The sequence below is a fragment of the Corallococcus sp. M7 genome (assembly GCF_054512695.1).
On record NZ_CM137252.1, the window covers coordinates 6,412,658 to 6,437,329 of the forward strand.

At 70.8% G+C, this 24,672-nt stretch carries 15 protein-coding genes; 3 read left to right on the forward strand and 12 right to left on the reverse strand.

The genetic code is table 11. The features are described 5' to 3' along the window. Position 1 precedes the first annotated feature (1 nt). The 9 genes from ACX114_RS25730 to ACX114_RS25770 all read right to left on the reverse strand — a co-directional run bounded on the left by ACX114_RS25730 (position 2) and on the right by ACX114_RS25770 (position 15,506). Positions 2 to 2,983 carry a zinc-ribbon domain-containing protein gene (locus tag ACX114_RS25730; protein WP_459288724.1) on the reverse strand — a complete coding sequence of 994 codons (2,982 nt, stop codon included), beginning with the start codon at positions 2,981 to 2,983 and terminating at the stop codon, positions 2 to 4. Between the two features lie 4 nt (positions 2,984 to 2,987). Continuing rightward, a complete protein-coding gene (gene purH, locus ACX114_RS25735; protein WP_459288726.1) occupies positions 2,988 to 4,532 on the reverse strand; it encodes a bifunctional phosphoribosylaminoimidazolecarboxamide formyltransferase/IMP cyclohydrolase in 1,545 nt (514 codons plus the stop codon). 108 nt (positions 4,533 to 4,640) lie between these two features. Next, positions 4,641 to 5,132 carry a sigma factor-like helix-turn-helix DNA-binding protein gene (locus ACX114_RS25740; RefSeq protein ID WP_014397952.1) on the reverse strand — a complete coding sequence of 164 codons (492 nt, stop codon included), beginning with the start codon at positions 5,130 to 5,132 and terminating at the stop codon, positions 4,641 to 4,643. A gap of 57 nt (positions 5,133 to 5,189) precedes the next feature. Beyond that, a complete protein-coding gene (locus ACX114_RS25745) occupies positions 5,190 to 5,714 on the reverse strand; it encodes a MerR family transcriptional regulator (RefSeq protein ID WP_120525521.1) in 525 nt (174 codons plus the stop codon). Positions 5,715 to 5,883: 169 nt separating this feature from the next. Continuing rightward, positions 5,884 to 8,313, reverse strand: coding sequence for a protein kinase domain-containing protein (locus tag ACX114_RS25750; protein WP_459288729.1), 2,430 nt, complete (start codon positions 8,311 to 8,313; stop codon positions 5,884 to 5,886). 20 nt (positions 8,314 to 8,333) lie between these two features. Further along, positions 8,334 to 11,132 (reverse strand): protein kinase domain-containing protein, encoded by a 2,799-nt coding sequence (locus ACX114_RS25755; protein WP_459288731.1) that lies wholly within the window; start codon positions 11,130 to 11,132, stop codon positions 8,334 to 8,336. Between the two features lie 101 nt (positions 11,133 to 11,233). Then, on the reverse strand, positions 11,234 to 11,542 hold the full coding sequence (locus ACX114_RS25760; RefSeq protein ID WP_459288733.1) for a hypothetical protein: 309 nt from the start codon (positions 11,540 to 11,542) through the stop codon (positions 11,234 to 11,236). Between the two features lie 205 nt (positions 11,543 to 11,747). Next, positions 11,748 to 14,702 (reverse strand): choice-of-anchor D domain-containing protein, encoded by a 2,955-nt coding sequence (locus ACX114_RS25765; RefSeq protein WP_459288735.1) that lies wholly within the window; start codon positions 14,700 to 14,702, stop codon positions 11,748 to 11,750. Between the two features lie 207 nt (positions 14,703 to 14,909). Beyond that, entirely contained in the window at positions 14,910 to 15,506 is a 597-nt protein-coding gene (locus ACX114_RS25770) for a CDP-alcohol phosphatidyltransferase family protein (RefSeq protein ID WP_459300280.1), read from the reverse strand. 196 nt (positions 15,507 to 15,702) lie between these two features. On the opposite strand from ACX114_RS25770, the gene ACX114_RS25775 reads away from it, so the two are divergent. Beyond that, complete coding sequence (locus ACX114_RS25775) at positions 15,703 to 18,273, forward strand: acylase (protein ID WP_459288737.1); 2,571 nt, start codon at positions 15,703 to 15,705, stop codon at positions 18,271 to 18,273. A 370-nt stretch (positions 18,274 to 18,643) separates the two neighbouring features. Beyond that, positions 18,644 to 19,096, forward strand: coding sequence for a DofA protein (locus ACX114_RS25780; RefSeq protein ID WP_206792700.1), 453 nt, complete (start codon positions 18,644 to 18,646; stop codon positions 19,094 to 19,096). Between the two features lie 24 nt (positions 19,097 to 19,120). Here ACX114_RS25780 and ACX114_RS25785 read toward each other — a convergent pair whose 3' ends face one another. Both ACX114_RS25785 and ACX114_RS25790 read right to left on the reverse strand, forming a co-directional pair. Continuing rightward, complete coding sequence (locus tag ACX114_RS25785) at positions 19,121 to 20,002, reverse strand: ThiF family adenylyltransferase (protein ID WP_459288739.1); 882 nt, start codon at positions 20,000 to 20,002, stop codon at positions 19,121 to 19,123. Between the two features lie 12 nt (positions 20,003 to 20,014). Further along, positions 20,015 to 20,731 (reverse strand): class I SAM-dependent methyltransferase, encoded by a 717-nt coding sequence (locus ACX114_RS25790; RefSeq protein ID WP_459288741.1) that lies wholly within the window; start codon positions 20,729 to 20,731, stop codon positions 20,015 to 20,017. A 439-nt stretch (positions 20,732 to 21,170) separates the two neighbouring features. Here ACX114_RS25790 and ACX114_RS25795 point away from each other — a divergent pair, with 439 nt between their 5' ends. Beyond that, positions 21,171 to 22,547, forward strand: coding sequence for an alpha/beta fold hydrolase (locus ACX114_RS25795; protein ID WP_459288743.1), 1,377 nt, complete (start codon positions 21,171 to 21,173; stop codon positions 22,545 to 22,547). Between the two features lie 4 nt (positions 22,548 to 22,551). Here ACX114_RS25795 and ACX114_RS25800 read toward each other — a convergent pair whose 3' ends face one another. Next, a complete protein-coding gene (locus ACX114_RS25800; protein ID WP_459288745.1) occupies positions 22,552 to 24,345 on the reverse strand; it encodes a sigma 54-interacting transcriptional regulator in 1,794 nt (597 codons plus the stop codon). Positions 24,346 to 24,672 lie beyond the last annotated feature (327 nt).

Below are 24,672 nucleotides of genomic sequence, written 5' to 3' on the forward strand. Positions count from 1 at the left end.
GTCAACCTCGCTCGTCCAGTTTGAAGAGCAGCTTCTTCGCCGGGAAGTAGGACGGATCCAACCCCACCACCTTCTCCAGCACCGCGCGCGCCTCTTGCGGCTTCGACTTCATCAGCAGCTCGGCCAGCTTCGTCTGCGCGGACAGCATCTTCGGCGCCACGTCCAACGCGGACTGCAACGTGCGCATCGCCACCGCCACGTCCCCGTCCGCCGCCTGCGCGAGGCCCAGCGACAGGCGCGCCACCGGCAGGCCGCGCTCGACGCCCACCGCGCGCTCCGCCAGGTTCCTGGCTTGCGGCCCCCTCGTGTCCAGCGCGATGAGCGCCCGGTACGCCTGCGCACCGCCGCTGTTCGCGTTCACCTCCACCACGGACTGCAACAGCCGCTCCGCGGTCTGCCGGTCCCCCTGATGGAAGCGCACCAGGGCCTCGTAGAGCAGGGGCTGCACGTCCTCCGGACGGTCGCCCAGGGACTTCACCACGTTCTCCACGCCCACCAGCGTGTCGCCCGGCCGCAGCCAGAAGCGCGACAGCGCGGGCCGGGGCGCCAGCCGCAGCGGATCCCACTCGCGCGCCTCCAGCACCGGGTAGAACAGGCGGAAGACCTCGTCGCGCTTCTTCGCGCTCGCCGCCGCCACGCCCTCCAGGAGCTTCGCGTCCATGCGGCGGTCGTCCAGCCGCACCGCCTGCTGGAAGCGCTGCTGGGCTCCGGCCACGTCGCCTTCCAGGAGGTGCACGCGCCCTTCCAGCACCTTCTCCAGCGCCGCGTCCTCCAGCCGGCCCTGGAAGCCCTTCAGGTGCTCACGGGCCAGCGCCGCGTCCTTCTGCGCCAGCGCCACCATGAACCACTGCAGGTGGGCCTCCGGCATCGCCGGCACCACCTTCAGGGCCGCCGCGGCGGCGGTCGCCGCCCCGGCGTCATTGCCCGCCGTGCGCTCCGCCGCGGCCAGGTGGCTGAAGATCTCGGAGGCGTCGCGCGGGCCGTAGCGGGACGCGTTCTTCGTCAGGTCCTTCAGCGCGCGCACGGCTTCGCGCGCGTTGCCCTCCGCCTGGTAGCGCAGCACCGCCAGCGCCAGGGAGGCGCGCACGTCGCCCGCCTTCGCCTTCAGCCGGTCTTCGTACAGCTTGCGCGCGCGGGCGGTCTCCCCCACCTCCACGTAGATGCGGGCGGCGGCGTCCAGGCTGTTCCAGTCCTGCGGATCCAGCTCCATCCGCTGGCGCAACTGCTTGAGCGCCAGTCCGTACTGGCCGGCCTGCTCGTGCGCGAGCGCGCTGTAGTAGTCCACGCGCTGGAGGTTCGGCGCCAGCTTCCGCGCGGCGTCGAACTCCTGGTTCGCCAGCTCGCGCGACGTGGCCACGTGGGAGCGGCCCAGCACCAGGTGCGCCTCGGCCTTGTAGGCGTCCGCGGCCTTCGGCTGGGACAGCACCTCCGTCGCCAGCCGCGCCGCCTCTTCCAGGTTGCCGGCCTGACGCGAGCGCGCCAGCAGCAGGTTCGCGTGCGCGACGAGCAGCGCGGGCGTCTCTCCGGCCATGCCCGTCGCGGCCTCGATGAGCTCGCGCGCCTCCTGGAAGGAGTTGTCGTCCATGCCCGGACCGCGCCCGAGCGCCAGCGCCTGCACGTACCCGGCGATGGCGTCCGTGCTGCGGGGGTCGAGCAGCAAGGCCTGCTGGAAGGACTCCTCGGCCTCCGCGTAGGCGACGCGCTGGTCCAACTCGAGCTGCTTCTGGCCGGCGGCCAGGTGCTCCGCGCTGGTGCCCTCCAGCTCCAGGAACTGGAGCTTCCACCGGCCCACCGCGGCCAGCACCTCCTGGGGCACCGCGGCCGGAGCGGCGGGCTGCGCGTCCCGGACGCGCTGCTCCTGCTGGGGCTTGTGCACGAGGAAGTAGTAGCCCGCGCCACCGGCCCCGAGGACCGCCAGCGTCAGCAGGCCGAAGATGCCCGCACGGCTGCCGCCGCCGCTTCCGCCACGCTGCGCGCTGCGGACCGGCGCGGCCGTGATGTGCGACGTGCGCGCGGGCCTCACCGAGCTCACGCGCGAATCCGGCGCCAGCGCCGTGGCACCCTCGGACCGGGGTTCGTCCTCGGACGCGGCGCCATCCAGGCCGCCCATCATCGGCAGCTCCACCAGGCCGCCGTCGGACGGAGGCGGGGCCACCTCGGGTGCCACCACCACGGTGGACTCGCGGGGGAACGCGGCCTCGCGCTGCTTGCAGGCCTCGCAGATGCCCAGGGCCTGGTCGAAGGGGTCCGTCAGGTCCTTGCCGCACGAGCGGCAGTTCGTGTGCGTCTCCGGCTTCGGGAGGACCGGCGCGGGAGCGCGGGCGGACATGCGGCCCAGCGACACCGCTCCGGCGGGAGGCGAGGAGGGCCGCCCGGGCGCCTGCGGGGCTTCCGGCTCCAGGCCTCCGGGAGCCGGGCCCAGGAAGTCGAGCAGCGGGTCCGCCGCGGCGGACGCGGGCGCGGGCTTCGCGGGAGCCGACGGCGCCGGAGCCGCCATGCCAGGCGCGTCGGGCACCGGCGGGCCGGGCTTCGCGGCGGGCGCCGGCCTGGGCGAGGACGGGCCCAGGTTCGCGAACGGGTCCGAGGGAAGGCCCCCGGAGACCTGCGACGCGGGAGGCCCCAGGTCCGCGAACGGGTCCACGCTCCCCGGCGGTCCCAGCTCCGGCATCTCGCCAAAGTCCCCGAAGAGGTCCGACTTCGGAGGCGCCTTCGGCGCGGCCAGGGGCGCGGACGGTTTCGCCGCGGCGGCCGGATTGCTCCGGGGCTCGCGCGCGACCGGAGGCGCCGGTGCGGCCGCGGGCGGCTTCGGCTCAGCGGAAGGCACGGCCCCTTCAGCGGGAGCCGTCACGGACGCGGCCGAGGCCTCCCGCTTCACGAGCTGGAGGTGACGGCAGCGGGGACACTGAGCGCGGACACCCTTGGGCGTGATCAACCGATCGTCGATCGCGTAGGCCGCCGCGCATTTCTGGCAGACGATGCGCATGAAGTTAGTGGCGGAAGTGTCGCACTCCCGTCACCACCATGGCCATCCCATGTTCATCCGCGGCGGCAATCACCTCCGCGTCCCGGACGGACCCACCCGGCTGGATGACCGCCGTCGCCCCCGCCCGGGCCGCCTCGTCCAGCCCGTCCCGGAAGGGGAAGAAGGCATCCGAGGCCACGGCGCTGCCCTTGAGGGCCTCGCCACCCCGCGTCATCGCGATGCGCACGGAGTCCACCCGGTTCGTCTGCCCGCCGCCCTGGGCCAGGAGCTGCGCCGGCGCCGCGAAGACGATGGCGTTGCTCTTCACGTGCTTGCACACCTTCCAGGCGAAGCGCAGGGCCCGCTCCTCCTCCGGCGTGGGGGCGCGCTTGGACACGACCTTCCACTCCAGGGGCGGCTCCACCGCGTCCCGGTCCATGAGCAGCATGCCCCCGGACACGCTGCGCGCGTCCACCTGGGGCCGGGGCGCCGCCGTGGGGGACGCCAGCGCGGGGCCCGCCTCCAGCAGGCGCAGGTTCTTCTTCCCGGCCAGCACCTGGAGCGCCACCGCCGAGTACGACGGCGCGATGACCGCCTCCAGGAACGTCTCCGCCATGGCCCTCGCCGTGGCCTCGTCGACCTCCCGGTTGAAGGCGACGATGCCGCCGAAGGCGCTCACCTCGTCCACCGCGCGGGCGGTGCGGTAGGCCTTCTCCAGCGCGTCATCCACCGCCACGCCGCACGGGGTGTTGTGCTTGATGACCACCGCGCAGGGCTTCTCCGGGAACTCCAGGACGAGCCCCAGGGCCGCGTCCAGGTCCAGGATGTTGTTGTACGAGAGCTCCTTGCCCTGGAGCACCTTGGCGAAGGCGACGGACGGCTCCTTCGGCGCGGCGTATTCCTTGTAGAAGGCGCCGCGCTGGTGCGGGTTCTCCCCGTAGCGCAGGCCCTGCACCTTGCGGAACGCGAGCGACAGCTCTTCGGGGAAGGGCTCCTGGGCCTCGCCGGACAGCCACCCGGAGATGGACGCGTCGTAGGCCGCCGTGTGCGCGAACGCCTTGCGCATCAGCCGGCGCCGCGTCTCCAGGCCCACCGACTTCTGGCCCTCGATCTCCGCGAGCACCGGCGCGTAGTCGTCCGGGTCCACCACGATGGCCACGTGCTTGAAGTTCTTCGCGGACGCGCGGACCATCGCCGGCCCGCCGATGTCGATGTTCTCGATGACGTCGTCCTCGCCCGCGCCGGACGCCACCGTCTGGCGGAACGGGTAGAGGTTCACCACCACCAGCGAGATGGGCTCGATGTGGTTGGCCGCCATCTCCGCCTTGTCACTCGCAAGGTCGGGCCGGCCGAGGATGCCGCCGTGGATGCGGGGGTGGAGCGTCTTCACGCGGCCGCCGAGGATTTCGGGGCTCTGCGTGTGCTCGGACACCTGGGTGGCGGGGATGCCAGCGGCCTTCAGGGCCTCCAGGGTGCCGCCCGTGGAGAGCAGCCGGTAGCCCAGCCGCACCAGGCCCTGGGCAAAGGGGACCAGACCGCGCTTGTCGGAAACGCTCAGGAGAGCCAGCACGTGTGCGCCTCGCAATGGGTGGGGGTGGCGCGGGTCCTAGCAACCACCCCCTGGGGTGTCAACGCAACACGTCACCCCAGGCCCTGAAGCGAAACAGTGCCCTGCCCTCTAGGGCTTGCGAGCGGACACAGGAGGCTCGGCCTCCGTGGCCTCGCGCAGCTTCATCAGGCCGCGCGTCTCCACCTGGCGGATGCGCTCGCGGGTGAGGTTCATGATCTCCCCCACCTCCTCGAGCGTGATGCCACCCTTCTCCGCCACGTCCAGGGCGCAGGTGTGCTCCAGCTCGGTGATTTCCTTGTCCGGGAAGTTGAGCTTGATGGAGCCCGTCTCCGGGTTCACGTCCAGGTAGAGGTTGTGCTTGCAGGACACGAAGAGGCACGGGCGCGGGCCGTTGATGCAGTCCGCGCGGGTGCGCGGCCGCTGCTCGTCCACGAGCTTGAGGGTCTCCGCCTCTTCCGGGTCCAGCTGACCGGCGAGCCTGCGCCGGCGCAGGTCGCGCGCCATCTCCTTGCGCGACATCGTCTTGGAGCGCCGGCGTTCCGCGGGCTGCTCCTCCTCATTCCCCCCCTCGCCCTCCTGCAGCTGCTTCACTTCCGACATGTGTCGTCCTCCAGATGCGTGGAGTCTAGCCGGTTCAACAGGACCCTGGGGGGCATCCTATTGTGGCCGGAGCGTTTCGTCTTCACGCGCCGTGACGGCGCTGCCCAACCGGGCGACATCGCGGACCAGATCCTGCGCCCGTTGCCTGAGCGTTGCCAACTGGGCTTCGAGTGACCTCCTGCGTTCTCCTCCCAGGGGCCGTCCTCCCAGCTCCTCCTGGAACCCGTCCAGCACCTCCGACAGGTCCCTCTGGAGCTGGTCGATGTGGTTGCGGTGGAACACGAAGGAGCGGCGGATGTCCTCCAGGGTGTGTCCTTCGGCCATCATCTTCTTGATGACGTTGATGCGCCGCACCGCTTCCACCGGGTAGAGGCCCAGGCTGCCCTGGTGCTTCCCCTTGCGGCCCACACGGCGGCTGCGGGGGAGCAGACCGGCCTGGACGTACTTCCGGAACGTCGCCTCCGAGAGCCTCACGCCCCGGGGCCGGAAGATTTCCAGGATCGCGTTCGCGGGCAAGCCTCCCGCGTTTTCGCGCTCGATGCGCTCGAGTTCATCGGGCGCGAGCAGGTCCATCGATTCCATTGAATAGAGGCTACTGAATGGATGCCATAGGTGCCAGATTCGCGCGTCATTCGTCAAGGAAGACGAGCAGGCGGGCGGACGGACGTCGTCCGGCCGACGCTGCGCGCCGGCTGCCGGGGGCTTCAGGGGATGGAGGGAACGGGAGGGAGCGGGTTCAGCTCTGCTCGGTTCAGCGACTGCGGGACGCGCGGAACTCCTGCATCACGGTGCCGTCGGCGGGGACGATGACCGTGAACGTCTTCTTGCTGGTCGGGTGCTGGAAGGTCACGGAGTACGTGCCGGCCGGCACCTTGTAGGACGCGCGGCCCTGCACGTCCCCGAGCCGCTTCCCGCCCAGGAAGACGGTGGCGTAGGGGGTGGCCTTCACCTGGAGCGTGCCCATGGCCTTCGCCGCCTCCGCTGCGGGCGGCTCCGTGGCGAGGTCCGCCGTGGGCGCCGTGTTGGGGGCAGCCGGTTCGGTGGACGGGGGCGGCGGCGTCAGGGCGGCTTCGCGCCGCTGCCCTTCCAGCTCCGCGGCGACGCCTTCCGTGGAAGGCGCGCGGGTGGGTTCGGCTGGGGGCGGGTTCGCGGCGGGGGCCGTCGAGGTCGGAGGGGTCACTGCCGGGGCCGTGGCCTGCGCGGGCGGACTCCCCTGCCCCGCGTCCCGGGCACCGGTGTTCGAGCGCGCCACGGCGAGGACGCCCACGAGGCCCGCGAGTCCCAGCGCGGCGGCTCCAGCCCACAGGGCGCGCTTGCGGCCCGGCGCGACAGGGGGCCCCGGCTCGGTGGCGGAGACCGTATCGAGCTCCCGGTCATCGGCGCTTGAGAGGTCGTCCCCAACGAGCGCGCCCCTGCTCGCGGAAGCGGTGTCGGCCTTGCCGGAGGCACCGGCCCGGCGCGCGGAAGCGGTCTCCGGTCTACCGGGGGCACCGGCCCGGCGCGCGGAGGCGGTGTCGGGCTTGCCGGAGACACCGGCCCTGTGCGCGAAAGCTGTCTCGGCCTTGCCAGTGACACCGGCCCGGCGCGCGGAAGCGGATGACCGCGAGCCTCCATCCTCGGAACGGCGGCTCGCGGGCGCACCGTCGTCGTCGGCGGAGCCGGCCCAGGCCTCGGAATGGCTCGCGGACTCACCGGCGTCGTCGGCGGAGCCGGCCCGGTCCTCGGAATGGCTCGCGGACTCACCGTCGTCGTCGGCGGAGCCGGCCCGGTCCTCGGAACGGCTCGCGGACTCACTGACGCCCTCGGCGGAGACGGCCCAGGCCTCGGAACGGCCTGCGTGCGCACCGTCGTCCTCGGCGGAGCCGGCCCAGGCCTCGGAACGGCCTGCGTGCGCACCGTCGTCCTCGGCGGAGCCGGCCCAGGCCCTGGAGTTCTCGTCGCGCGGGGACGCACTCCTGGCGGCCGGAACCTCGCGGGACTCGCTGCGCCTGGCGAGCGGAGCTTCCCTTCCCATGGACTGCAACGGCATCTGCGGCGTGGGCTGCGGAGGACGGCCGTTCGGCGCCTGGTCGTCTCGCGACAACACTAGCGTCGTCCCGTGACGGTCCTCGTCCGGCGAGACGCCCCGCTTCGCTCCCGAGGCGTGCTCGCGCGACGGCATCACCGCCGTGGGTTCACGGGGCGGCGCTCCGGCGGCGGGCAGTGCTCCGTCCTGCAGCGCGGTGCGCTCCGGGAGCGCGGGCAGCGCCTGGTTGCTGGCCGCGAGGGGGAACAGCGGCCGGACGAACGCGCCCACGTCGGTGTCATCCACGGAGCGCGCGTGGTTCAACACGCACTGCGCCAGCGCGCGCTCCAGCTCCCCCGCCGTCTGGAAGCGCTTGGACAGGTCTCGCTCCAGCGCGCGGCAGATGGCGGCGTCCAGGTCCGGCGGCACGTCCGGGTTGAGGCGCGCGGGCGGCACGATGGTGCTCTCCTGCACCGCGCGCAGGACGGCGATCTCCGAATCCCCCTGGAACAGCCGCCCGCCGGTGAGCAACTCCCACAGCACCACGCCCAGCGCGAAGACGTCGGTGCGCACGTCCACGCTCTCGCCCCGGGCCTGCTCGGGCGACATGTACGCGAACTTGCCCTTCAGCACGCCGGGGTTCGTCAGCTTGTTGCCCGCCTTCGCGATGCCGAAGTCGGTGAGCTTCACCGCGCCGTCGTAGGACACGAGCACGTTGTGCGGCGTGACGTCCCGGTGCACCAGGTTCAACAGCTCGCCGTTCACCCGCAGGCGGTGGGCGTAGTGCAGCCCGCGCGCGACCTCCACGCCGATGTGCGCCACCAGCACGGGCGGCATCGGCGTCATCACCTCCTTGCTCCGCTTGCGCAGCTCCCACAGCGAGCAGCCGCGCACGTACTCCATCGCCAGGTAGTAGGTGTCCTCGTGCTTGTCGAAGTCGAAGATCTGCACCACGTTGGCGTGGTTGAGCCGCGAGGCCAGCCGCGCCTCCGCGATGAACATCTGCACGAAGTCCGGGTCGCTCGCGAGGAACGACCGCACGCGCTTGATCACGACCTCCTTCTCGAAGCCCTCCGGCCCGCGCGCGGTGCACAGGAAGATCTCCGCCATGCCCCCTTCGGCGAGCTTGCGGCGCACGACGTACTTGCCGACGTGGGTGCCTGCCTCGAGCGTCACGGAAGGGTCCAAGGCCGCGCCTACTCGAACTTGACCGTCACCACGTTGAGGTCGATGGGACGCACCTCGATGCGGCGGCTGACGGTGCGCTTCAGTTCGGGGTTGGTGAACTTGCAGTCATAGTGGCCCACCCGCAGCTCCACCGGCTGGAAGGGCGTCTCCCCCAGCTTGCGGCCGTTGCAGGACACCTCCGCCCAGGGCGTCACCACGAAACTCACCGACGCGGCCCGCTCCGCGGCGCGCGCGGCTTCACGCACCTCCGCCGCGGGCACCACCGTGGCCGCCGTGGCGACGGGGACCTTCACCACCGGCGCGGGAGCCTGGGCGCCCGGGGACTCCTGGGCCTGCTTCACTTCGGGGGTCACGGCGTCCGGCGCACGGGGAGCGGCCACGCCGGAGGGTCCGACGCCGGGCTCCGGTGCCGGGGGCGCCGACGCGGGCGGCTCCGTGCCGGGCTTTCCGGACGACGGCATCGGCACGAGCTTCAGCGGCCCCACGTCCAGCCGGCCGGACGGCGGGATGACGATCTGCGTGCGCAGCTCGCGGTAGCCTTCCTTGATCAGCACGACCCAGTAGCGGCCGGGCTTCACCGTCGGCAGCGTCAGCGGCGTGCGCTCCGGGAGCACCCGGTCCTCGAACACGACGCGCGCGCCAGCGGGCTCGGACTCCACGTGCACGCCGCTGGCCCCCGGCCCCAGGCTCCACACGAGGCCGACGCCCACCAGGATCGCGACGAGCACGATGGCGCCATACAGGAGCCCCCGGCGCTTCGGTGCCTCCACGGCGGACTGCTCGGTGAGCGTGCCGGTGCGGACCGGCGGCGGCATGGGCGCGCGGGACACGGAGCGCGGCGCCGTGGACGCGGTCATCTCCTCGATGGTCGCGTGCGGCGCGGGCACCGGGAGCCGGTGGCCGCGGTGTTCGCCGGACGGCGTGGGCCCACCTGGACGGGGGACTGGAATCTCGGAGCGCGGCACGGCGCGCATGTCCTGCGTGGGGCCCTCGTCCACGTCGGCGCGGGAGACCGAGCGCATGTCCAGGGTCGAGTCGTCCTCGTCCTCCTGGGTCAGCGTCCCCGTCAGGGAGCGCTGATCCAGCGTGGGACCGTCCTCCTCGATCTGGAACGCGCCGGAGATCTTCCCCTGCGTGTCCACCATCGCGAGCGTGGGGCCGTCCTCCTCGATCTGGAACGCACCGGAGATCTTCCCCTGCGTGTCCACCATCGCGAGCGTGGGACCGTCCTCCTCGATCTGGAACCCGCCGGAGAGCTTCCGCTGCGTGTCCACCATCGCGAGCGTGGGGCCGTCCTCGTCCTGCGTCACCGTCGGGAGGGAGGGCTCCTCCAGCCGCACCGGCCGGGTGCTCCGCGAGGGCGGCGACTCCAGGGCCCGCCGCGAGCCCGTCATGCCCCGGGCGGCGTCCGCATTGCGGACTTCCGAGCGGGGCTCCGGCCGGGCATCGACGCCGCGGGCATCCAGGCGCGGATCGGCGTTGCGAACTTCAGAACGCGGCTCCGGCCGGGCATCGACGGCGCGGGCGTCCCCTCGCGGGTCGACGTTGCGGACCTCCGAGCGGGGCTCCGGACGGGCGTCGACACCACGGGCCTCCGCGTTGCGCGCCTCCACCCGCGCCTCCGCGTTGCGGCCCTCCGGACGGGTGTCCGGGCCCCGGACCTCCGAGCGCGCCCCGTCTCCTTCCGCGTCATCGCGGCGCGCCTCCACCTTCCCGCTGGGACGGCTGGGCCGGTTCGGACGCAGCGTGGTGGTGGGCTCGTTCTCCGTGCGCGCGGGCGGTGTCGCGGGCCGCATCACCGAACGGCGCGGCGCGGGCGGCGGAGCCACTCCCGCCTCCTCGTCCGTCACCTGCACCTCGCCGGAGCGCGCCTCCTCCGTGAGCCGGTCCGCGTACAGCTCCCGCATGAACCCGGCCAGGTCCGCGGGCGTGCCACACGGCTGCGGCTGCGACGCGAGCCACCCCTCCAGCGCCCGTTGCAGCTCCTGCGCGTGCTGGTAGCGCGCCTCCGGATCCTTCGCGAGCGCCTTGAGCACGATGGCGTCCAGCTCCACCGGCACCCGGGGCGCCACCTGCGACGGCGCCGGGACGTTGCACTCCGCCACCGCCGACAGGGTCAGCATGTCGCTGTGGCGCTTGAAGAGGCGCCCCCCGGTCAAGAGCTCATGGAGCACCACGCCCAGCGCGAACACGTCCGAGCGCCGGTCCACGCGCTGCCCGGAGGCCTGCTCCGGCGACATGTACGAATACTTGCCCTTGAGCACCCCGGAGCGCGTGACGGTGGCCTGATCCGCCGCCTTCGCGATGCCGAAGTCCACCACCTTCACGCCACCGTCGAACGTCACCAGGATGTTCTGCGGCGACACGTCCCGGTGCACGATGCCCAGCGGGCGCCCCGCCGCGTCCGTCTTCTTGTGCGCGTAGTCCAGCCCCGCGCACGCCTCCAGCAGGATGCGGCACACCAGGGGCACGGGCAACGGACGCCCCGCCGTCTCCGAGCGCTTCCAGAGCCGGCGCGCGTCCACGCCATGGATGTACTCCATGGCGATGAAGAAGGTGTCCCCCTCCGCCCCCAGGTCGTAGATCTGCACCACGTTGGGGTGCGCGAGCCGGGCCGCGATCCGCGCCTCGTCCAGGAACATCCGGACGAACTCGTCGTTCTCCGACAGGTGCGGGAGGATCCGCTTCAACACCAGCAGCTTGTCCGGAGCATCCGAACCCGGCCGCCGCGCGAGGTAGATCTGCGCCATGCCGCCCGTGGCGAGGCGCTTCAGGAGCTGGTAGCTGCCGTAGGTTTCGATGGACACGGCCGGACGCGAGGAGGCGAACCCCAAGCGTAAGCGGCCGGGCCAGGGGAATCAAACATCGAATCCCCCTGGGCTTTTCCCGGTTCCACCGGGCGTGCGCCCTAGCGCCGGGCGGCCCGGACCTCGCGGGTCTCCCGCATCAGGGCCTCCAGCTCATCCAGGTGCCGCTTGAGCACCGGCATCAGCACCGGCGCCGTGTCCACCCGGTCGAACAGGTCCAGCACCCGGTCCACCTTGCGCTCGATCTCCTGCGCCCTCACGGGGCTGATGCGCTTGAGGAGCAGGTCCGCCCCCGCCTCCATCAGCACCCGTGCCACCGCGTTGCGGTCCGCCAGCGGCTCCTGCTTGCGCTGCCCCTCCCCGCGGATGACCCGCAGCCCCGGCGCACCGGCGCGCGGAGAGGACTTCATGGGCTCATCAGGGGTCCAGGTGTTCACAGCGCCTCCAGGGCAACAGCGTGCAGACGCTCCGCAGGGTACACACCGAGGGAGCGCCTCCAATTTTCTGGTCATCCGCACAGGCAGATGCAGTGCTGTAGCACCGGGGTCTGACACCCCCGTTCGGGGCCGGATGGCCGGCCCGTCACGGGGTCCACAACCACGGGGTTCCCACCGTTCAGTCGTTGGCGCAGGCGCGGCGGTAGGTGATGGCCACCTTGGAGCCTGGCGGCGGCACCACGCTGAACACCACGCTGTTGGTCGCCGCGTCGTAGGTCCAGCCGCTGGTGGTCGTGGTGCCGTTGACGGCCACCACCACCGTTCCCGCGTCGGGCTCCTCGCTCAGCGGGAAGCGGTCCTGCGCGCTGAACGCCTTGTTGGCCACCTGGCGGAGCAGCGGCGCGTAGTCCGCCGCGCAGACGTTGAGCACCTCGCCGCCCGTCTGCGCCGCCGCGTCCGCGTACCGGGTGCCGGTGCCGCCCGCCGTGGCGCAGGACGTCTTGGTGGGCGCGATGGCGAAGAACGTGGCCCGCTGCGGCTGGTTCTCACCCTTGCGCTGCTGCGCCCACTGCACGTACGTGGCGACCGCGTCCGGCGAGTGGTCGTCCTCGTCGCCCACGAACACCACCACCAGCGCCGCGGAGTCGCGCAGGAAGCCCGCGTTGCCGTCGTTGGCCAGCGGCGTGCGCGGATCATCCACGTTGTTCACCAGGGGAGACGTGAGCGCGCGGCGCATCGCCTCGAAGCCCTGCTCCACCTGGGCGCACTGGCCCACCTGCACGTTCTGCTGGAGCACCTGCGCCACGTTGGCCGTGTTCAGGGTGAGGATGCGCTGGCGGCTGTTGTCCGCCGGGAAGAAGCGGCCGGCCTCGCCACCCAGCGCGCCGCCCGGGCACGCGCCGGACACCGCGGAGATGCCCGTCGTCGTCACCGCCATGTTCACGTCCACCGCCTTGTTGCGCGCGGCGTCCACGAACGCGGGGATGGCGGACACGAGCTTCGGGTGCTCCTCGACCATGGACGCCGTGTTGTCCACGACGAACAGCACGTCCACCTTGCTCACGTCCTGCTGCACGAAGTTGTCCGTCTTGTCCGTCTTCTTCGACGACTCACCGATGAGCGGCACCATCAGCGGGATGGGCAGGTCGCTGGAGTCCACGAAGAGCGGCGACAGGTTCATGCCCGTCACCTGCGCCAGGTAGTCCACGCCCACCGTGAAGGACTCGCCCGGCTGAAGCTGGAACGCGGGCGGCGCCGGGTGATCCAACAGCTCGAACTCCGTGTCCGTCGTGCCCGGCCCGATGAAGACGTTGGAGATGGTGACGGGCGTGGTGCACGCGTTGAGGTAGTTCACCTCGCGCGGCGCCGGGCGGCAGTCCTTGCGGCCCAGGCCGAAGTCCAGGTACCAGGGCGAGGCCACCAGGCACGTCGCCTGCGAGTTCGCCATCAGCGGCACCTGCCGCACCGGCGTCACCGGGTTGTACTGCTCCACCTGGAGTTCGCCCGTCCAGTTGCCACCGGTGAACGGCGCCTGGAACGCCACCTGGAAGCTGAACCAGTCGCCCGGGTAGATGATGCCGCCGAAGAGCTCGCCGCCGGGCATCTTGAACACGCCGCCGCCGTCGTTGGCGATGCGGATGTTCTTCACGGGGCACAGGTCCGCACCCTTGTTCTCCAGCTTCACGCCCAGCACCGCGCCGCGGCCCGGCGGGATGGTGCCGAAGTCCACCAGCTCCGGCGTGACGGTCAGGTCACACGGCGCGTGCGCCTTCGCGCTGCCGAAGAAGTCCAACTGCACGGTGGCCGCGGAGAACGCGCTCGTGGTCATCACCAGCGCGCCGGACGCGCTGCCCTCGCGCATGGGCTCGTAGAAGACCTCCAGGTTCAGCTCGCCGTTGGCCGGCAGGGTGAACGGCAGCGCCACCGGCTTGTTGTTGAACTGGAGCTGGGCGCCCGTGGCGTCCGGCGTCCAGTCCAGCGTGTTGATGGTCAGCGGCCCCGCGTTGTCCGTGCCGCAGTTCTTCACGTTGACCACCACGCGAACCTTGGAGCCCAGCGGCTGCTCGCCGAAGTCGTGCATCATCGGCGACACGCACAGCTCGGACGCGCCGCCGAAGCCGCGCAGCGGCACGGGCAGCGTGGGGTGACGCTTGCTCACCACGGTGTAGACGGCACGGTCCGTGGCCGCGCCCATGTGGCCGGGGCTGTAGCGGATTTCAAAGGCGCGCACCTCCCCCGGCTGGAGCACCAGCGGAAGGCCCGTGTTGTTCTGGCTGAAGGACGCGTCCGTGCCATCCAGCATGAGCGACGTCACCGTCACCGGCTCCGTGCTGATGTTGCGCAGGCTGGAGGCCCGGATGGCGTCGCGGTCCACCGGCACCGCGCCGAAGTCCACCACCTCCGGCTCCGCCACCACCGCGCGCTCCAGCGACTCCGCCGTCACCGTCACCGGCACGTCCGCGCACCCGGTGCAGGGGGAGATGGCCAGGGCGATCTGCTTCTTGCCCACCCGCACCGGGTTGAAGGTGAGGGGCAACTCCACGCGCTCGCCCGGGTTCACCGTCAGCGGCGCCGCGACGAACTCGTCCTTGTCCGCGCCCACCAGCTTGGGCGTCACCACCACGGGCAGCTCCGTGGGGTTGTCCAGCGTCACGCCCAGCGTCTTGGTGGAGTCCGCCTCGATGCGGCCGAAGTCCAGCGCGCGCGGCGTCACCCGCGCCCACGCGTCCACGCCGGCGCCGTTGAGTGGAATGCGCATCAGCGGCTCGATGCGCGTGTCCGAGCGCACCACCAGCACCGCAGGCAGGCCGCCTTGCGCCATCGGCGCGAAGCGCACCTTCAGCGTGCACTCGCTGCCCGGCACCAGGCTGTGAGGCCCCTCGTGGGTGAACTCGGCCTTGTAGGCGCCTTCCGGCCCCTCCACCCAGGCCTCGTCCACCGTGATGCGCGCGCGGCCCACGTTGCGCAGCGTCACCGTGGATTCGCGAGCGTCGAAAACGGCCACCCGCGCGAAGTCGACGCCACCCGGCGTCGCCGTCAGCCGGCCGTCCGCGAGCGACGAGCGCTCCCGGTCCGCGCAGCCCGACAGCAGTCCCACCACCACCAAACCCAGCAGGCCCCAGCGCCCCGTCATGGCACCCACCCTTCCCTCCCGCCTCGCCCAAAAGCCTTGAAGCCGCGGTAGTGGCCACACCTTCCGGGTGTGGCCCTCGCGGATCAGGTGGCGAAGCTAGGCACCCACCCCGGGACTGCCAACCGCCTCACCGTGGGAAAAACAGGGGAACTGCCCTCCAGAACGTCCACTGGATGGCACCACCCGTGCCCACCACGGCGGAAGACTTCAGAATTTCGGAATCCGCAACGTCTTGCTGATCATGGCGCTGCCGCTGGCCACATAGAGCAGCGCCAGCGGGTGCAGCGTGAGTGGGCCCAGGTTCCACACCCCGCCCCACAGCGCGTCACCAATGCGGCCCTGCCAGGTGGCCGCCGCCAGCACCATCACCAGGAGCAGGCTGGTGGGGATGGGCGTGCCCTCGAAGTACTTCACCTTGCCGGTGCCGTCGGACAGCTCCGCGGACGTGACGTTGAAGCGCGCCAGGCGGCTGATGCCGCACGCGACGAAGTAGAGCAGCGCCGCCACGTCCAGGTTGCCGCGCAGGCCCACCGCGAACGCCAGCGCCGCGGGCGCCATGCCAAAGGAGATGACGTCCGCCAGCGAGTCCAGGTCCGCGCCCAGCGGCGACTTGCGGAAGCGCCACCGCGCGATGCGGCCGTCCGCCACGTCCATCACCAGCGCCACCGGCATCAGGCAGAACGCCACCCACAACCAGCGTGGGTTCCCCGTGGCCAGCGACTGCATGGCCGCCAGGATGGCCCCCGCGCCGGAGAAGCCGTTGCCGAGCGTGACGAAGTCCGCCAGCACGAAGGTGCGAATCATGGAGAAGTGGCGGCGCTGGCGGCGGCCGCGGGCGGCGACGAGGGCTCGGGCGTCATGGCTCACATGTAACACACACCGTCTTTCCGGCTTTCCCAAACCCACGACGCAATGCATCCGCCCGTGTCAGCGCGATGGAAAAGTCAAATCCCAGAAACATTGACCGTTGAATCGACACCTTCCTAGTCTCCGGGCCGCCATGCCCGAGCACATCCCCGATAATCTTCCTCCTCGCGGTGGGTTCCGTTCTGTCCGGACCCGCCGTCTTTCTTTCTCCCTTCTCGCGTCCCTGGCGCTCGCCGCGTTCAGCACCGGATGTGAGGACGATCCCAAGCCCGTCGACCCCGGCCCCGGCCCGACCACGCCGAAGTACACGGCGAAGATCAAGCGCACCTCCTACGGCATTCCGCACATCACCGCGGACAACTACGGCAGCCTGGGCTTCGGCCAGGGCTATGCCTTCGCGCAGGACCACGTCTGCACCCTGGCGGATCAGATCCTCAAGGTGCGCGGCGAGCGCGCGCGCTTCCTGGGCCAGGGCGCGGGCAACAAGCACGTGGGCAGTGACCTGGCGTACCTGGCCATGGACCTGATGGGGCGCGCGGAGGCGGCCTTCCCCACCCTGTCCCAGGAGATGCAGGACATGGTCACCGGCTACGCGGCCGGCTACAACAAGTACCTGGAGGACGTGCCCGCGGACGCCCGTCCCGCCGAGTGCGCGAACGCGGCCTGGGTGCGCCCCATCACCCCGGTGGACCTGCTGGCGTACAACACGGACCTGACGCTGCTGGCGGGCATCAACGCGCTGGCGCTCACCATCCCGTCCGCCACGCCCCCCGCCGTGGGCGCGCAGTCCGTGGACCCGAAGCAGGCGGCGCTGCGCCCGCAGCCGCCCACCCTGGAGCAGCTCAACAAGCTGAAGACGTCTGACTTCGGCAGCAACGGCTGGGCCATTGGCCGTGATCGCACGGACAACGGCAAGGGCATGGTGATGGCCAACCCGCACTTCCCCTGGGAAGGCGAGCTGCGCCTGTGGGAGAGCCAGCTGACCGTGCCGGGCCAGATGAACGTCTACGGCGTGGGCCTCATGGGCGTGCCGGCGGTGCTCATCGGCTTCAATGAGAACCTGGGCTGGACGCACACGTTCTCCTCCGGCCAGCGCGCGACCATCTACCAGCTGCAGCTCGTGCCCGGGAAGCCGACCGTCTACAAGTACGGCAACGAAGAGCGCCAGATGACCTCCAAGACCTTCACCATCCTGGTGAAGCTGTCGGAAGGGTCGCTGACGAACTACTCGCAGACCGTCTGGTTCAGCCACTACGGCCCGATGATCGCCTTCCCGGACTCGGCCGCCCCGGCGGGCTTCCCCCCCGGCGCGCTGGGCTGGAACAGCCAGACGGCGCTCACGCTGCGTGACGCGAACATCGACAACACCAAGTTCCTGGACCAGTTCCACGGCATGAACAAGGCCAAGAGCCTGGCCGAGTTCAAGACCGTCTACGCCACGGAGCAGGGCCTGCCCTGGGTGAACACCATGTTCGCCGACAAGGAAGGCAACACCTGGTACACGGACGCCACGCCCACGCCCAACCTCACGAAGGACGCGTACACGAAGTGGGCCGCCGAGGCGAACACGCCCGCCCTCAACGTCACCTACGGCATCTACCAGGCCCTGGGCTTCGTGGTGCTCAACGGCAGCGACCCCGCCAATGAGTGGCAGGTGGAGCCGGGCTCGCGCAGCCCCGGCCTGGTGCCCTTCTCGAAGGTGCCGCAGCTGGACCGCACGGACTTCGTCTTCAACGCGAACGACAGCTACTGGCTGGCCAACCCCGCCGCGCCGCTCACCGGCTTCTCCCCGCTGCACGGCTTCGCGAACGTGCCCCAGACGCCGCGCACGCGCATGAACGCCATGGTCCTCACGGAGACCAGCGCCACGGGCGCCTCCGGCGCGGACGGCAAGTTCAGCTTCGACGAGCTGAAGGCGGCCACGTTCAGCAACCGCAGCTCCCTGGAGGAGCTGCTGCGCGCGTCCGTCGTGGAGCGCTGCACGGGCAAGACGACGGTGACCTACAACGGCACCGCCGTGGACATCAGCCAGGCCTGCGCGCTGCTGGCCGGCTGGAATGGCCGCTACGACGTGGACCAGAAGGGCGCGTTCATCTTCCGCGAGTTCCTGGGCGCGTACACCGGCGCGCAGCTGGCGAACAAGGGCCCGCTGTTCGACGTGGCCTTCGACCCGGCCAACCCCATCGCCACGCCCAACACCCTGACGCCGGCCCCGGCCACGGGTGACGACCCGGTGCTCGTGAAGCTGGCGCAGGCCGTCTTCACCATCAACCGCTCCGGCAACGCGCTGGACAAGACGCTGGGCCAGGTGCAGTTCACCACCCGCACGGGCACCCCCATCCCCCTGCACGGCGGCATGAGCCGCGAGGGCGTCAGCAACGTGATGTCCTTCGGCGTCGCGCGCACCACGGTGTTCGAGTTCGCCCAGCCGCACACGGCCACGTACAACGCCACCACCCTGCTGGCGAAGGAGGGCTACCCCATCAACAACGGCAGCTCCTTCGTCATGGCGCTCCAGTTCACCGACGCGGGCCCCAACGCCAACGCCGTGCTGACCTACAGCCAGTCCGGCGACCCCAAGTCCGCGAACTACGCGGACCAGACCCAGCTGTACTCCCAGAAGCAGTGGCGCCCCATCCTCTTCACGGACGCGCAGATCAACGGCGACGCGAACCTGGTGGAGACCACCGTCTCTGACGGGTAACCGCTTCCGTCTGACGGCCTGAAGCCTCTGGAAGGCCCCGGGAGCCACCGTGCTCCCGGGGCCTTCTTGTTTTCATGGGGAATCGCCGTTGAAACTTGTCACACGGAACGGAATAGACAGACAGGGCCGTCGGCCCTGGCGTCTGGGTTCAGCATCCGTTAGCGAACACGCCAGAGGGCCTTCGAGGCGAACACACAGTCCGTGACGCCGTCAGGATTGCGAGGATGTGTCGTCCCGGCAATGTCAGCCTTCAGGGCTAGTTTCTTGACCGCGGCTGAAGAGCAGGATGTCCCCCAGGCCCAGGGAGAAAGCCCGGACGCGTACCGACCGGGACGGCCGCTGGGTCCGACACGAAGGAGTCGCGAACGCCATGGCACTTCCGGTCTACAAGACAGACGTCATCGACAAGGTGTTCTTCCTGCGCTGGGACGCTCCACCGACGCCGGAAGAGATTCAGGCGGTGTTCCAGAAGATGCAGGCCGCCTACCAGCAGCATCAGCAGCAGCCGCTGGTGCTGGTGACAATCGCGGGAGCGAAGTCCGCGGTCCCCAACAGCGAGCAGCGCCGGCACCTGTCCAACATGCTGTCGGACGCGCGGGCGCTGTTCTCGGAGATCCACGTCATCATCGAAGGCAACGAGCTGCAGCACAACCTCCAGCGCGTCATCGTGTCGGGGATGCTCATCGTCACGCGCACGTATGACGACCAGTTCATCCGCGTGCACAAGACGGCGGACGGCGCGGCGGGCTTCATCGCCCGGCGGCTGGGCGTGGATGGCACACAGGTGGTGAACGAAGCGCGGTCGCGCGGCGTGGTGATGTAGTCCCCGGGGGGATTCGGGGGCCCTTCAAAGGGCCCCCGGCCCCGGAGAGAGAAGCGTTTCGCGCGGGCGACCCTCAGCCCCTCGCGCCCTGCCCCACCGGGCGGCCGGACGGGTGGCGCCGACGGAGCCGCGCACGTAGCGGTGGTCGAAGAGGTCCACGTAGAGGTACTCGGGCCAGGACACCATCGCGCGAGCCCCCAGCATCACGCCCCGCATGATTTCACTCACCATCAGCCCCGCGGCGGTGGTGGCGCCAATCACGCACGTGGGCGCGTGCCCTTTGCCCTGGTAGCAGGCGTCCATGTACTCCTGGAGCATGTAGCTGCCCAGGTGCGGGATGATCTTCGGCAGGTCGATGCGGCCGTCCGGGAGGATGAAGAGTTCCTCGTAGAGCGGCGCGTCCGGCTGGAAGACGTGGAGCGCGGCGCCGAAGCCCAGCATCAGCCCGGTCATGATGGGGATGCCCTGCTCCCGGCACGTCTGGTGGAGCGACTCCTTGGCGCGGGCCCCCGCGATGTCGATGACCTCCACCACGTAGTCCACCGGCGGCAGGCCGCCTGTGCCCTTGAGCACGTCCGCCGCGTTGTCGTCGGTGATGCCCTCCTTCACCTTCTGCACGCGCAGGTCCGGGTGGATGTCCCGGCACATGCGCTCCACCACATCCACCTTGTGCTGGCCCAGGGTGCTTTCGAAGCAGCCAATCTGCCGGTTGATGTTGTGGCGCTCGTAGACGTCGAAGTCCGCGAGCGTCAGGCAGCCGAAGCCCAGGCGCGCCAGGTCCACCGCGCACTGGCCTCCGGCGCCGCCCACGCCGGCGACGAGCACGTGGGTGCTGGCGAGCTTGTCCATGGTCTGTGGGTGGAGGACGCCCAGGTTGCGCTGGAAACGGGGGTTCACGTTCGTCATGAGGAAGGCTCCCTACTTGCGCATGCAGACGTAGAAGTTCTCGCCGTAGTAGTCGTCGCCGTCGGCCACCAGCGCCTCGCTGAAGCCCACCTTCTCCAGCAGCTTCACGGCCTGGTCCGTGTCCAGGAAGGTGACCATCTCGTTGGGGTCCGTGGTGAGCTTCTGGGCGCAGGTGCGGTGGTGGTTCACCGCGCGCTGGAGCGTCTCCGTCCACCGGCCCTGCGCCTCCCATTCCCGGATGGAGTTCTTCAGCACCTTCTCCAGGTCGGGCCGGGGCCGCTTGTTGCTCGTCATGCACAGGACGCCGCCGGGCTTCAGGTGCGTCCAGGCCTCGCGCAGCACGGACTCCGGGTCCTTCACGTAGAAGAGGACGTTGTTCATCACCACCGCGTCCGCGGCCCCCTCCACCTCCAGGGGGAACTGCGCCACGTCTCCTGGCAGCAGCGTCCAGCGGGCGCGCACCGCCTCCGGCTCCTTCGCGCGGCGGCGCACCGCCAGGGCCAGCATGGCCTGGTTGTTGTCGAAGCCGACCACGCGCTGCCCGCGCCGCACCAGGGGCTCGCTCACGAGCCCCGTGCCACACCCCGCGTCGATGACGTAGGAGCGCTCCCGGGTGTCCCGGAGGATCTTCTCGCGCTGCCGCTGGTAGCACGGCAGCTCGGGGATCATCTGATCGTAGCTGTGCGCGAAGTCATTCCAGATGTTGTCGACGAAGACGGTCTCGGGCATGGGTCCTCCCCCTCCGAGGGGAGTCAGGGTGAGACCTGTTGTTGTCTCCCGTCCCCCCGCCCCAGGCGATTGCCCCGCCGTCTTCCCCTAACATCCAGGACTTGCCTGTTTCATATGTATGTGTTGGATTGAATGAACAAACACACCCTCGGGGGCCGGCGGGGGGTTCGTTCAGTCCAAGGGCACCCGCGGCATCCGTGGTCCGCATGTCTCAGCATTGAAGCACGCGGAGTCCTGCGTTTCTTCACTCGGGGGGTGCCGGGGTCGGCGTCCGGCGGCCTTCACCGGTGAAGCTTGCCCTGCGGGGCAGCACCAATGAAATCAATAACTTGGGCCCTGGCGCGGAAGGTGCTCTGGGAAGGCCTGCATCGGGCGGCGCCGGGTGCCGGAGCCTGGCGCGTGTCTGCGTGGGGGACCCTCAATGCGAGTCGAGGTCGGTATGCGTAGGACGTGGAGCCTGTGGGTGATGGTGGCGTTGTTCGTGGCGCTGCGCGCGAATTCGGGGGACGCGCACGCGTTGACGATTCAGGCGGATCCATGGACGCGGCCGTTGGTGGCGGCGGGCCTGGTGGCCTCCAGCACGAAGCGCGAGGTGCTGGGCGGTGGGCTGGCGCACTACAGCTGGAAGGTGCGGGTGGGGACGGGGAAGTACGACGCCATCACCGTGCACCGCGTGGTGCGTGAGGCCTACCCCTGGGTGCCGGCGCGCACCAGCCGCGCGGTGTTCATGGTGCACGGGGACCTGTGGGGCTTCGTGCCCGCGTTCCTCACCAACACCTGCGTGACGACGATGCCGGAGGACCGCTCGCTGGCGGCGTACCTGGCCAGCCAGGACGTGGACGTGTGGGGCCTGGACCTGCGGTGGGTGGCGGTGCCGGAGACGGAGACGGACTTCGGGTTCATGGCGGACTGGAACATCCAGTCGCACGTGAAGGACGTGGGCACGGGCCTGGCGCTGGCGGACGTGGTGCGGCGGATGGGCGGCAATGGCGGCGGCAACGACCGGATGTTCCTGCTGGGCTGGAGCCGGGGCGCGACCATCGGGTACGCGTACCTGGACGCGGAGTCGCAGCGTCCGCGCGCCCTGCGCCGGGTGGACGGCTTCGTGCCCATGGACATGGTGCTGCGCTACGGGCCGGACGCGGCCCAGCAACGCCAGTGGGCGTGCGACCGGTACATGGCGCTCCAGACGGCCCGCGACCAGGGCCGCACGGAAGGCGGCCTGCTGGGGCCCGCGCCGGGGATGCCGGTGAAGGAGATCGGGTTGCGGGCGGACCAGGATCCCAATGGTTTCCCTCCCGGCGCGCCGGAGGCGCTCAGTGGCGTGACCAACCGGAAGTTCGCCGTCATCGCCGCGGGGAAGACCGAGACCCTCTTCACGCCGTTCAACTTCCGGGGGTTGACGCCGGACTACCACCTGGCGGGAAGCGTTCCGGACATCACGGGCACGCCGGACAAGACGGCCTTCACGCCGGAGCCCACCCTCTTCGACTTCTTCCAACTGGCGGTGCCCTACCAGAGCCTCAACGAGGTGGTGGAGACGGAGAAGCAGCTGTGCGGCCTCAACGTCCCCTTCGATGACCACCTGAAGGACGTGAAGGTGCCGGTGCTGTACGTGGGCGCGGGGGGCGGCGTGGGCCGCTACGGCGAGTACTCCACGCGCCTTCTGGGCAGCACGGACGTCACCCACCTCATCGTGCGCAGCCGGCCGGAGGGGGAGCGCGCGCTGGACTTCGGCCACGCGGACCTGTTCCTCGCCCGGGACGCGCGCGTGCGCGTGTGGCAGCCCATCCTCCAGTGGATGCGCGCGCGCTGAAGGGCTACTCCGCCTTCCACAACCCGTGACGGCGGGCCCTTCGGCCCAACGTCACCGGGTCCATGCCCAGGGCCACGGCGGCGCGGCGCAGGACGCCGCCATGGCGCTCCAGGGCCTCGCGGATGAGGTCGCGCTCCACCTGCTGGAGCCGGGCCCTCAGCGAACCATCCCCGGTGGGGTCCGCCCGGGGCAGCGTGTTGCTGAGGAGCGCGGGCGGCAACAGGCGCCGGGTGAGCATCTCCCCGGGCCGCGACAGGAGCACCGCCCGCTCCACCACGTTGCGCAGCTCACGCACGTTGCCCGGCCAGCCGTAGCCGTGCAGCACCTCGTCCGCGTCCGGGGCCACGCCCGTGGCGGAGCGCTTGAGGGTGCGGTTGAACTGCTCCACGAAGGCGCGGGCCAGCTCCGGGATGTCCTCCGGGCGCTCGCGCAGCGGTGGGATGTCGATGGTGAAGCTGTTGAGCCGGTAGAAGAGGTCCGCGCGGAAGCGGCCGGCGCGCACCTCCTCGCCCAGGTCCCGGTTGCTCGCGGCCACCACGCGCACGTCCACGTGGCGCACCTGCGTGCCGCCCACCGGGCGGATGTCGCCCGTCTCCAGCACGCGGAGCAGCTTCGCCTGGAGGTTGGGCGTGGTGTTTTCAATCTCGTCCAGGAAGATGGTGCCGCCGTTGGCGAGCACGAAGAGGCCCGGGTGGTCCGACACCGCGCCGGTGAAGGCCCCCTTCACGTGGCCGAACAGCTCGCTCTCCAGCAGCGTCTCCGTGAGCGCGCCGCAGTCCTGGACCACGAGCGGCAGGTCCCCGCGGCCGGAGAGCCGGTGGAGGATGCGCGCCAGCACCTCCTTGCCGGTGCCCGTCTCGCCCTGCAGCAGCACCGCCACCCGGTGGGGCGCCACCAGGCGCACCATCTCCATCACCCGCTGCATGGGCGGGCTGCGAAAGCCCACGTCCTCGCCGTGGCGGCCCACGCCCACCACCGGCGTCTGGGCCAGCGCGCGCTCGCGCATGAGGTTGCGCTCCAGCTCCAGCGCCATGCGCCACTGCTCCGTGCGGAAGCCGTGCTCGCGCCCCGCCTGGAGCACCGCCTCGCGCATGGTGTCCGGGTCCGGCCACGCCCCCAGTGCCCGGTAGATGCGGCCGGTGTTGAAGAGCGCCACCAGCCGCTCCGGCGCCGCCGGGGCGCAGTAGACGATGCGCGAGGCCAGGTCGCTGGGCGGCCCCGCCCCCGTGGGGTCCACGTCCGCGCGCAGCTCCGCCAGGGACTCCACCAGCGCGAGCGCCCGCGACTCGTCCTGGCCGCACACCAGGAGCACCGCCATGTCGCCGCGCGTGAGCAGCGCGTGCACGTCCTCCGAGGTGGCGGCGAAGTGCGGCGTGGCCACGCCGTCCAGGGCCTGTCGCACCGCGCGCGACTCGTCGTCCGACGCGAAGGCCGCCACCACCTGCAGGTGGGACGTGGCCAGGTAGCGCGCCAGCTTCACGCCGTCCGCCGCGTCGAACGCTCCGAAGCTGATGCCCAGCGCCGCGACCGTGCCTCCGGCGCCCGCCGTGTCGTGGCGCCAGCGCACCGTGCCGTGCACCCGCACGTGAGCGCCCGTGTCCGGCAGCGAGAAGGCCATCTCCACCGGCTCGTTCTCGTGCGGGCCTTCGGAGGGCCGGCGCGGCGTGGCGATGAGCCCGATGCCCGTCTCGCTGATGTTCACGGACCAGCAGCCATGCAGCGCGGGCTGGGTCACCACCTTCACGTACAGCGGCTTGCGCTCGCTCCGGGGCACCTGCTCGGACGCGGAGCGCGACATGGGGTGCGTCACTCGACCGACCTCATGGCCGCCGCGCGGCGGGCTTCCTGGAAAAATACGGACATTGCGGACGAGGTTTCTGCCTGATTCTCCCGTCATCGCAAGTCGGCGGCAAAGGGGATGTCCCCCCGGCACGTCGCAAGTGGACACGGGTCCAAAACGCCCTGCCCGGAACGCGGCGCCCCCTCCCCCCACACCGCACCACAACCCGCGACGCGAAACATCCGTGCTCCGGCGGTGCGCATCCCACGCGACGGGCCGTATCGCCCCTTCCGGTGTGTTGAAGGATTTCAACCGGGCCGTCTGAAATTGATGTCTGTCTTTCAG